Source organism: Leptolyngbya sp. FACHB-671, assembly GCF_014695745.1.
Taxonomy (GTDB): Bacteria; Cyanobacteriota; Cyanobacteriia; order Elainellales; family Elainellaceae; genus JAAUTN01.
This window is the reverse complement of sequence record NZ_JACJOV010000095.1, coordinates 220,151-230,633: the sequence shown is the minus strand read 5'-3', so window position 1 is coordinate 230,633 and position 10,483 is coordinate 220,151. Positions and strand designations below refer to the sequence as shown.

10 protein-coding genes are annotated in these 10,483 nt (G+C 47.8%); 9 read left to right on the top strand and 1 reads right to left on the bottom strand.

Annotated elements, in window-relative coordinates; genetic code table 11:
* The first annotated feature begins 82 nt into the window (after positions 1-82).
* From H6F93_RS35200 to H6F93_RS13715, 9 genes are all read left to right on the top strand, one after another.
* Positions 83-2,071: a phosphodiester glycosidase family protein gene (locus tag H6F93_RS35200; protein ID WP_199313690.1), complete on the top strand. Its 1,989-nt coding sequence runs from the start codon at positions 83-85 to the stop codon at positions 2,069-2,071.
* A gap of 297 nt (positions 2,072-2,368) precedes the next feature.
* Positions 2,369-2,788 carry a cupin domain-containing protein gene (locus tag H6F93_RS13750; protein ID WP_190646217.1) on the top strand — a complete coding sequence of 140 codons (420 nt, stop codon included), beginning with the start codon at positions 2,369-2,371 and terminating at the stop codon, positions 2,786-2,788.
* Positions 2,789-2,949: 161 nt separating this feature from the next.
* On the top strand, positions 2,950-3,276 hold the full coding sequence (locus H6F93_RS13745) for a HesB/IscA family protein (protein ID WP_190646218.1): 327 nt from the start codon (positions 2,950-2,952) through the stop codon (positions 3,274-3,276).
* Positions 3,277-3,420: 144 nt separating this feature from the next.
* Positions 3,421-3,795 (top strand): 30S ribosomal protein S12, encoded by a 375-nt coding sequence (rpsL, locus tag H6F93_RS13740; RefSeq protein ID WP_190646219.1) that lies wholly within the window; start codon positions 3,421-3,423, stop codon positions 3,793-3,795.
* A gap of 229 nt (positions 3,796-4,024) precedes the next feature.
* A complete protein-coding gene (gene rpsG / locus H6F93_RS13735; RefSeq protein ID WP_190646220.1) occupies positions 4,025-4,495 on the top strand; it encodes a 30S ribosomal protein S7 in 471 nt (156 codons plus the stop codon).
* A gap of 95 nt (positions 4,496-4,590) precedes the next feature.
* Entirely contained in the window at positions 4,591-6,666 is a 2,076-nt protein-coding gene (fusA, locus tag H6F93_RS13730) for an elongation factor G (protein ID WP_190646221.1), read from the top strand.
* Between the two features lie 24 nt (positions 6,667-6,690).
* A complete protein-coding gene (gene tuf / locus H6F93_RS13725) occupies positions 6,691-7,920 on the top strand; it encodes an elongation factor Tu (RefSeq protein WP_190646222.1) in 1,230 nt (409 codons plus the stop codon).
* A gap of 154 nt (positions 7,921-8,074) precedes the next feature.
* A complete protein-coding gene (rpsJ, locus tag H6F93_RS13720; RefSeq protein WP_018399487.1) occupies positions 8,075-8,392 on the top strand; it encodes a 30S ribosomal protein S10 in 318 nt (105 codons plus the stop codon).
* Between the two features lie 401 nt (positions 8,393-8,793).
* Positions 8,794-9,435, top strand: a complete 642-nt coding sequence (locus H6F93_RS13715; RefSeq protein WP_190646223.1) for an LON peptidase substrate-binding domain-containing protein — start codon at positions 8,794-8,796, stop codon at positions 9,433-9,435.
* A 25-nt stretch (positions 9,436-9,460) separates the two neighbouring features.
* Here the strand turns inward: H6F93_RS13715 and pheA are convergent, their stop codons facing one another.
* On the bottom strand, positions 9,461-10,315 hold the full coding sequence (gene pheA / locus H6F93_RS13710; protein WP_190681471.1) for a prephenate dehydratase: 855 nt from the start codon (positions 10,313-10,315) through the stop codon (positions 9,461-9,463).
* Between the last annotated feature and the right edge of the window lie 168 nt (positions 10,316-10,483).

Genomic DNA, 10,483 nt, shown 5'->3' with positions numbered 1-10,483 from the left:
CCAGCAACCCAACTGGCAGTTCGCTAACCTCACTATCCATTGGAGTAATGCCCCTTGCTCCCGCTAAGTCACACTGAGCAACGTGAATCAAGTTAACAAGCAACGCCTCCTCAAAGGCTCAATTCTGCAGTCTTTCTCAAAAAAATCTTCTTCCCTGCTGATCTTCCCCCTGCTGGCTGCTACTTTCCATGCGCCTGATTTTACTCAGGGGAATGAAGCGCTCCTATCTCTTCAGTCTCTGCAAAGCGCTAGTTTACAGCTCCAAATGCCCGTTGTTCAAGAGTCGTCGAATATCTTGGCTGTTACTGAAGATGTCTCCAATCAGTCCGCTGAACGATCTGTTCAGGCATCCGATGTAGAAGTGATTCCGCAAGAGTTCTGGACCCCTGTTCTAGTTAGGATTTCTCAAGCCATACCCGTCACTGAGGGTACTCAGGTTGTAATTAACGGTCGCACTCTAAATGCGGCCTGGAGCCAGCGCCAGCAGCGCATTGGCATTGCTGATACTGGATTGATGCAAACAGTTGGCGTTGAGCTACTGAATACTGAAAGTGCCTCTAGGCAGCCTGTGCAGTGGTTTTCTGATTCAGGTACAAATGCTCTGGCGTTGGGAACCTGGCTCACCAGTCGATATCGCTATTTGGATATCACTGAACTCGCACAGCAGGCTGGCTGGCAGATGCAGGTGAGTGGCAATGTGCTGCGGATTTCTACGCCAGTGTCTAGAGTAATGGCGGTTCGTCAAGGACGGCAAAGTTGGGGCGATCGCATTGTGATTGACCTCGATCGCTCAACCCCTTGGCAAGTCACCGAGCAATCTGGAGAATTGGTAGTTAATATCAACGCCCAGGCTGATCCTGCGTTAGTCCGAAACTTCCAGGCAGGACCAGGTAATCGACTAACTTCGCTCAATGTTCAGGCAAGCGGCAATCAAACGGTGATTCGAGTTGGCATTCCCACAAACCTCCGTCCTCGCGTCTGGTCTTTGCCTAACCCTAATCGTATGATCATCGACGTTGGAGCAGATTCCACCGTGCAACGCAATATTGTTTGGGCACCGGGTATTCGCTGGCAAGAGCAAGTTGTGAATACAGGAAGCGCCCAATTTCCAGTAATCGCTCTAGTCATTGATCCCCGTCAGTCAGGATTGGCAGTTAGACCAATTTGGAGCAATGCCTCTAGTGCTATTGGGACTACGCCACTGATTACGATGGCTCAAAGCTCACAAGCGATCGCTGCTATTAATGGTGGTTTTTTCAACCGCAATAATCAGTTGCCGCTGGGCGCAATTCGTCGAGATGGTCGCTGGATCTCAGGGCCAATTTTGAATCGAGGGGCGATCGCTTGGAACGAAGCCGGAGAAGTGGCGATCGGCCGCCTCGGGCTTCAAGAAACAATAGCAACTCCCGCAGGGCAGCGGTTTACAGTTCTTTCCCTCAACAGCGGATACGTTCAGGCAGGTGTTGCTCGTTATACAAGTGATTGGGGATCAACCTACACTTCGATCATCGACAACGAGATTTTGGTCACAGTTCAGGACAATCGGGTCGTCAATCAGCAACCTGCTGGAGCTGCAGGGCAAACCTCCATTCCCATTCCTGCCAATGGATATGTGATAGTCGTTAGAGCCTACAGTGCTGCTGCAAACGCTCTTGCTGTAGGTACCAACGTGCAGCTAGAAACTACTAGCAACCCAGCCGACTTTGGCCGATATACCCAAATTCTTGGAGCCGGTCCGCTGCTGCTGCAAAATCGTCAAGTCGTACTCAATGCTCAGTCCGAGCAATTTGGTGAAGCCTTTGCCCGACAGGCAGCTGCCCGCAGTGCGATCGGTAGAACAGCAGAAGGCAATCTGATTATGATTACGGTTCAAAATCGAATAGGTGGACCTGGACCTACTCTGGCAGAAACCGCTCAAATTATGCAGCGATTAGGCGCAGTAGATGCTCTCAATCTAGATGGTGGAAGTTCCACAACACTTTATCTCGGTGGACAGTTGCTTAACCGCTCTCCCTATACAGCAGCCCGCGTTCACAATGGCATCGGTGTGTTTATTCAACCTAGCCTTTGAATAAAACAGCCTACGTAACTCGCACTGCTTACTTTTGGGATGAGTACTTATACCTTTTCAACTTTAGAGGAAATAAAGCTGATTTAAAGCTCATCCTATTGTGTAAAGAATCCATATAAATCAGCTCAAACTGTGGTTTGGCAGATGAAATCATCTGGGCGCTTTTGCTATGGTTAGCTTCGGTTGTTTGAATTGAGGGAATCATGCTTGAGTCGGGCATCGTTTTCCAGTCAAAGCAACCAAAGCGAATGCCCGAAGTCAACTCAATCTCACAGCAGTTCATAAGGAGAAAATGTCGTGGCTCAAACCCAAGAAGTTACTCAACCCGCCGCTTTGAACCTACCTACCTCGGTTACTCCAAAAGGAGTCGCTGCCACCGAACTGCGCCCCTGGGGCTCTTTCACTATTTTGGAAGAAGGGCGGGGATACAAAATTAAGCGGATTGAAGTCAAGCCTGGGCATCGTCTTAGCCTACAAATGCATCATCACCGCAGCGAACACTGGATCGTCGTCTCCGGAACCGCCAAAGTCACCTGCGGCGACCAGGAAAAGCTGTTGTTTAGCAACCAATCAACCTACGTGCCCGCCTGCACCAGCCACCGCTTAGAAAATCCTGGAGTAATTTCTCTGGTTCTAATTGAAGTTCAGAACGGAGAATATTTAGGAGAGGATGACATCGTTCGGTTCCAGGATGACTACTCTCGAGCCAAAGCTTAAGTTTCAAAATTCGCTCACCTGACTATTACATCAAAAAGGGTAGGCTTGACCAAGAGCCTACCCTTTTTAGCTAGCTCTAACTCTGACCTCTTTGCATCTCTACGCTTGCGGGTAGATGGCTGTAAGATCATCCACAGGACTTATATTTTTCCATATAATTCATGATTCAGCTTAGTCAGGCAGCGATCGCCGAAATCAGCCGTCTCAAAGCAAAACAGCGTGACCCTCAAATGCTATTTCGTTTAGAAATTCAGCCCGGTGGCTGCTCTGAGCTTCATTATGTCCTTAGATTTGATAGTTGCATTAACCCGACTGACCAAGTTCTAAAATGTGGGGAGATGTCTGTTGTAGTAGACCCTCAGAGTCTCAGTTGTATTAGCGGTTTGGCAGTAGACTACTCCGAGGATCTAATGGGCGGTGGATTTCGCTTCCACAACCCTAACGCTATCCAAAACTGTGGATGTGGTAACTCTTTCTCTATTTCGTAGTGGTTTCCAGAGCTTCCCATTTCTGAGGGCTTTGCTGCCAGATATTAAAGTCCAAACAAATTGACAAAAAATCGCTAAAATCGCTATAGTTGTAGACTGTTGCAAAGAGCAAACCAGTAAGAGAACGAGATTTAGTGTTATTCCATGCCCACAATCCAACAGCTTATTAGCGACGAACGCCAAAAGGCAACGAAGAAGACAAAGTCACCAGCTTTAAAGAGCTGTCCGCAGCGTAGAGGCGTTTGCACGAGGGTTTATACAACCACTCCTAAAAAACCAAACTCAGCACTCCGCAAGGTTGCGCGGGTACGTTTGACTTCTGGGTTTGAGGTGACTGCTTACATTCCGGGGATTGGTCATAACCTACAAGAGCATTCTGTCGTTATGATTAGGGGTGGTCGGGTTAAAGACTTACCGGGTGTTCGTTACCACATTATTCGCGGAACTCTGGACACTGCTGGAGTAAAAGATCGGAAGCAAGGGCGCTCCAAGTATGGCGCTAAGCGCCCTAAGTCCTGAGCTAAGCCCGTAATACTTTTCGTATGTGCTGACTTTACACTTGCGATTTATTCGAAATTTGCTACCTTGAGTTATTCTTGGATATTGGTGGCATTTTCGTCACTGTCGATGTGTTCTCAGCGTATATCGTAATGGGACTGCGTTCTCTTTGCGATTGTGATGTCCACATCTTTCTGTTTCAATCAATCTTTTTTGCAAGGCAATCTAACCTCTCAATTTAAGGCTTACCATGTCTCGTCGTACAGTCATCCAAAAGCGTCCAGTTCAACCTGATCCAGTTCACAACAGCCGCCTTGTCAGCATGATGGTCCGGCGATTGATGAGAAGTGGAAAAAAATCCTTAGCGTATCGTCTCATTTATGATGCGTTCAAGGTGATTGAGGAGAGAACTGGGTCAGACCCGTTGGAAACGTTTGAGAGAGCTGTACGAAACGCTACTCCCTTGGTAGAAGTCAAGGCACGCCGTGTAGGGGGTGCAACTTACCAAGTTCCTATGGAAGTTCGCTCTGACCGAGGCATTGCATTGGCTCTAAGATGGTTGACCCAGTACTCTCGCCAGCGTACAGGCCGAACTATGGCTGGTAAGCTAGCAAATGAGCTTATGGATGCAGCTAATGAAACTGGCAGCGCAATCCGGAAGCGTGAAGAAACTCACAGAATGGCTGAAGCTAACAAAGCGTTTGCTCACTACAGATACTAATTTCTTAGAGGAAGACTCCGTTAAGAGTTCGCAGTGTATAGAATCTTAATAGAGGTATCCGAACGAACTTTGCGACAGGGACTAAGGAGGTAGCTGTGGCACGTAATATCCCGCTAGAGCGGATACGTAACATCGGAATTGCCGCCCATATTGATGCTGGTAAAACGACGACGACGGAGAGAATTCTGTTTTACTCCGGTGTCGTTCACAAAATTGGAGAAGTCCACGAGGGAACAGCTGTAACCGACTGGATGGCGCAAGAGCGGGAGCGGGGTATTACTATCACTGCTGCTGCTATCAGCACAAGCTGGAAAGACCATCGCATCAATATTATCGACACTCCTGGCCACGTTGACTTCACGATCGAAGTTGAGCGTTCCATGCGTGTCCTAGATGGTGTGATCGCTGTATTTTGTTCGGTCGGTGGGGTTCAACCTCAGTCAGAAACGGTCTGGCGACAAGCCGATCGTTACAAAGTACCCCGGATTGCATTTGTCAATAAGATGGACCGAACGGGTGCTAACTTCTTTAAGGTGTATGACCAGATCCGCGATCGCCTTCGGGCTAACGCTGTGCCTGTTCAACTTCCAATTGGGAGTGAAGATCGCTTTCGAGGAGTCGTAGATCTAGTAGGGATGCGCGCTCGTATCTACAACAATGATCTAGGTACGGACTTTGAAGATACGGATATTCCAGAAGATGTGCTTGAGCTTGCAAAGGAATATCGCACTAAGCTGATTGAGTCAGTGGCTGAGACTGACGATGCTCTGACAGAAAAATACCTCGAAGGTGAGGAGCTAACTGAAGAAGAGATCCGAGCCGCTTTGCGGAAAGGAACTATCGCAGGCACCATAGTTCCTATGCTGTGTGGTTCTGCCTTTAAGAACAAAGGCGTTCAGCTTCTTTTGGACGCTGTGGTTGCCTATTTACCCGCTCCTACAGAGGTGCCTCCAATTCAAGGTACCTTACCGGATGGTAGTGTGGCTGTTCGTCATGCAAGTGACGATGAGCCCCTAGCTGCCCTAGCATTCAAAATCATGGCAGACCCATATGGTCGTCTGACCTTTGTTCGAGTCTATTCAGGCATCCTCAGCAAAGGGAGCTATGTCTACAACTCGACAAAGGGCAAGAAGGAACGGATCTCTCGCTTAATCGTGCTTAAAGCAGACGAACGAACTGAAGTTGACGAGCTTCGAGCCGGAGATTTAGGTGCTGCTCTTGGTTTGAAAGATACGTTTACAGGTGACACGATTTGCACTGAGGAATCCTCAGTCATTTTAGAGTCTCTGTTTATTCCAGAGCCTGTAATCTCGGTTGCGGTTGAGCCTAAGACAAAGCAAGATATGGAGAAGCTTTCCAAGGCCCTCCAATCTCTCTCTGAGGAAGACCCAACTTTTCGAGTTAGCATTGATCAGGAAACAAACCAGACCGTGATTGCCGGAATGGGTGAGCTTCACCTAGAGATTCTTGTGGACCGGATGTTGCGGGAGTTTAGGGTAGAAGCTAACATTGGTGCCCCTCAAGTCGCTTACCGGGAAACAGTGCGTAAGGCTGTTAAGGCAGAAGGCAAGTTTGTTCGTCAAAGCGGAGGAAAAGGGCAGTATGGTCATGTCGTGATTCAGTTGGAGCCTGGAGAGCCTGGTACTGGCTTTGAGTTTGTTTCCAAGATTGTTGGAGGCACTGTACCGAAGGAGTACATTGGCCCAGCCGAGCAAGGCATGAAAGAAGCTTGTGAGTCTGGTATTCTGGCTGGATATCCGGTAATCGACCTTAGGGCTACGCTGGTAGACGGGTCTTATCACGAGGTTGACTCTTCAGAAATGGCTTTCAAGATTGCCGGCTCAATGGCAATTAAGGAAGCTGTGATGAAAGCTTCACCCGTTCTTTTGGAACCGATGATGAAAGTTGAAGTCGAGGTTCCTGAAGATTTTCTGGGGGATGTGATGGGTGACCTAAACTCCCGCAGAGGTCAGATTGAAGGGATGGGATCGGAAGAAGGAATTGCCAAAGTCACCGCTAAGGTGCCACTGGCAGAAATGTTCGGTTATGCTACTGATATCCGGTCTAAGACGCAGGGTCGGGGCATATTCTCGATGGAGTTTAGCCACTACGATGAGGTGCCTCGCAACGTGGCTGAAGCAATCATTGCTAAGAGTAAAGGGAACGCATAATCAGAAAGAGGAACACATAGATTCATGGCACGCGCAAAGTTTGAACGGACTAAACCCCACGTTAATATCGGTACCATCGGTCACGTCGATCATGGTAAAACTACTCTTACCGCTGCGATCACGATGACCCTGGCTGCAACGGGTGGTGCCAAAGCCAGAAAATACGACGAGATTGATGCTGCTCCTGAAGAGAAGGCAAGAGGCATTACAATCAACACCGCTCACGTTGAATACCAGACAGAAGAGCGGCATTACGCTCACGTAGACTGTCCAGGACATGCCGACTATGTGAAGAACATGATCACTGGCGCGGCACAAATGGACGGAGCGATTCTGGTTGTGTCAGCGGCTGATGGCCCGATGCCCCAAACCCGTGAGCACATTCTGCTGGCGAAGCAGGTTGGTGTACCCAACATTGTTGTTTTCCTAAACAAGCAAGACCAGGTTGATGACGAAGAGTTGCTGGAGCTAGTTGAGCTAGAGGTGCGTGAACTACTCAGCACCTATGATTTCCCGGGCGATGACATTCCCATTGTTTCCGGTTCTGCTCTGTTGGCTCTGGAAGCATTGGTCTCTAACCCTAAGATCGTTAAGGGAGAGAACGAGTGGGTAGACAAAATCTACGCGCTAATGGATGAAGTAGACGCTTACATCCCTACTCCTGAGCGGGATATAGACAAACCCTTCCTGATGGCTGTTGAGGACGTTTTCTCAATCACGGGTCGTGGAACGGTCGCAACCGGACGGATCGAGCGTGGCAAGGTCAAGGTCGGTGAGACTGTTGAGTTGGTCGGTATCAGAAATACTCGCAGCACCACAGTTACGGGTGTAGAGATGTTCCAGAAAGTTCTGGAAGAGGGAATGGCTGGAGATAACGTTGGAGTTCTGCTTCGCGGTATTCAGAAAGCTGACATTGAACGCGGCATGGTACTTGCTAAGCCTGGTTCGATCACACCTCACACCCAATTTGAGTCTGAGGTTTACATTCTGAAGAAAGAAGAAGGTGGTCGTCATACCCCATTCTTCCCTGGCTATCGCCCTCAGTTCTATGTTCGTACAACTGATGTGACTGGCACAATCAGTGCTTTTACTGCTGACGATGGCAGTGAAGCTGAGATGGTGATGCCTGGCGATCGCATCAAAATGACGGTTGAGCTAATTAACCCGGTTGCAATTGAGCAGGGAATGCGCTTTGCAATTCGGGAAGGTGGCCGTACCGTAGGTGCGGGTGTCGTTTCTAAAATCATCAAGTAGCTCTAGCTACTGAGCCGTTTTTGTCAGCAGCCAAATTACAAGTTTGGCTGCTGATAATTTTGAGCTTAGCCAGGTTCATCTCAACATTCTGGCTGAAGCTAGGATGTTGAGATGAACCTGGAATTAACTGAACCTGGACAACTGAAGCAAAATCATGGCAACTATTCAACAGCAAAAAATTCGGATTCGCCTCAAGGCATTCGATCGTCGCCTTTTAGATACCTCTTGTGAAAAGATTGTCGATACTGCTAATCGGACAAACGCTACAGCAATTGGTCCGATTCCTCTACCGACTAAGCGCCGAATCTACTGCGTACTGCGATCGCCTCACGTAGACAAAGATTCTAGAGAACACTTTGAGACCCGTACTCACCGCCGCATTATTGATATTTACCAACCTTCTTCTAAAACGATTGATGCTCTCATGAAGCTGGATTTGCCTGCTGGCGTTGACATTGAAGTGAAGCTGTAGCTCTCTTAGATTGGTTGTGAAATGAAATGGGTCGTGGGAGACGAACTCTTCGGAAGTTCGTCTCCCACGACCCATTTGTACGACTAAGCTAGCTGTTTAGCAATAATAGAGCTTCTTCTCTGTTCGTTAGATTGACATTGTTTCTATTGAAGGTAGAAATCAGCCATAACCTTTTGCAGGAGAGGTCTTTTAATCAAGGGTATTAGGTGGGCACTAGTAGCTAGATGTCGCCAACTCAGTCTTTGGTTATAGATTTAGGGTCATAGCCTTTTTGCAGACTAGAAGGATGCGATAGACTATGTGGAGTAGCCTTTGCTGCTCACACATTTGACCTGTTTCCGAAAGCAGTTGATAAGGTCAAACCTAATCATATTGAATCCCTATTGGGGATTAGGATTTCAATGACATCTTCTTCATCAGTTGCTGTTCGAGAGCTTCCACTTTTTCCGTTGTCTGAAGTAGTTCTATTTCCAGGCAAACCACTTCCACTTCACATTTTTGAGTTTCGCTACCGGATTATGATGAATACCATACTTCAGAGCGATCGCCGCTTTGGAGTGCTGATGGTTGACCCGGTAGAGGGTAAAGTTGCAAAGGTTGGTTGTTGTGCAGAGATCGTACACTTTCAACGTCTCCCAGATGACCGGATGAAGGTTATGACTGTGGGACAGCAACGCTTTCGGATTCTTGAATATGTTCGAGAGAAGCCCTACTACGTAGGATTGGTTGAATGGATTGAAGATCAACCCACTGAAAGGAATCTAAAGACATTATCAACTGAAGTTGATCAGCTATTGCGAGATGTTGTGCATCTTTCCGCTAAGTTGACGGGGCAAGAAATTGAACTGCCTGATGACATTCCTGATTTGCCCGTTGAACTCTCCTACTGGGTCGCTAGCAACCTTTATGGTGTAGCGATGGAGCAGCAAGCCCTTTTGGAGATGCAAGACACGGCGGCTCGTCTAGAGCGCGAAGCTGAAATTTTAACCTCTACGCGTAATCATCTGGCAGCTCGAACAGCCTTAAAGGATGCTTTGAAGTAAAAAAGGGAAAGGGGGTTCAACTCTCTTAGGTTTGGGCAATCTGAGATGGAAGAACCGTGTAGCTGCCAAAGATTTTTAGGGTCTCTGCATAGTTGCTCAATTCTTTTAGGGCAGATTGTGTTGTCGGATCTTTTTCATCAGCTTCAATATCGATAAAGAACAGGTATTCTCCAAGCGAGCGCTTGGTAGGACGTGATTCTATACGGCTTAGGTTAATACCCCGTTCGGCAAAAGATTGAAGGGGTCTAACTAATGCCCCTGGTAAGTTGGCAGAGAAACTTAAGGCCAGCGAGGTATAGCTACCACCAGGCGATGGTTGTAAGCTTAATGTCCAGAAGCGGGTGCAGTTGTCAGGGTGGTCATTGATTGGATGAGCCAGAACAGGCAGCTTATAAAGCTGAGCAGCCCGTTGAGATGAAATTGCTCCACTACTAGGGTCTCGGTCTAGGTATTGCAATGCCTCCGTTGTAGAATTTGTGGGAATTAGCTGTACATTGGGCAAGGCTCTTTCCAGCCAACTCTGGCATTGGGCAAGAGCTTGAGGGTGAGAGTAAACGGTTTGAATCTGCTTCAGAGCTGGACTGTACGACAGCAAAGCATGAGAGATTGGCAGCACTAGAGCTTTTTGTATACGCAGGGTGTCAAGCTGCCAAAGTGTATCTAGGGTGACACTCACACTTCCTTCAATTGAGTTTTCGACCGGAACTACTACTAAGTCGGTTTCTCTGGTTGCTGTTGCTCTTAATGTTTGTGTGATGCTGGGGTAGGGACAGAGTAAAGATTCTTCCCCTGTCGTCTCTAGCAACCATCTGGCACAGATCAGGGCTGCTGCTTCAGCATTGGTTCCTGGAGGCCCGAGGTAAGCAATTGAGCGTGCCATAGCAAATATTTGAGGAATAACTTTTCAGAGACAAAGCTGAGATAATTGAAACTTTCTATTAAGTACAATCAGCTATTGTCCGTCAAAACACGTATACTTCGTAAGATTAAGGGTGTTTCCTTGGAAAGTATGTAAAATTTAGTGAACGAGTAGGGAAGCATTCAACCA

What these genes read in the sequence shown, in the direction of transcription:
- H6F93_RS13745 (WP_190646218.1), top strand. Translation starts at nt 2,950, where the DNA reads ATGATTCAGCTTAGTCAGGCAGCGATCGCCGAAATCAGCCGTCTCAAA.
- rpsL (WP_190646219.1), top strand. Translation starts at nt 3,421, where the DNA reads ATGCCCACAATCCAACAGCTTATTAGCGACGAACGCCAAAAGGCAACG.
- rpsG (WP_190646220.1), top strand. Translation starts at nt 4,025, where the DNA reads ATGTCTCGTCGTACAGTCATCCAAAAGCGTCCAGTTCAACCTGATCCA.
- tuf (WP_190646222.1), top strand. Translation starts at nt 6,691, where the DNA reads ATGGCACGCGCAAAGTTTGAACGGACTAAACCCCACGTTAATATCGGT.
- rpsJ (WP_018399487.1), top strand. Translation starts at nt 8,075, where the DNA reads ATGGCAACTATTCAACAGCAAAAAATTCGGATTCGCCTCAAGGCATTC.
- H6F93_RS13715 (WP_190646223.1), top strand. Translation starts at nt 8,794, where the DNA reads ATGACATCTTCTTCATCAGTTGCTGTTCGAGAGCTTCCACTTTTTCCG.
- pheA (WP_190681471.1), bottom strand. Translation starts at nt 10,315, where the DNA reads ATGGCACGCTCAATTGCTTACCTCGGGCCTCCAGGAACCAATGCTGAA.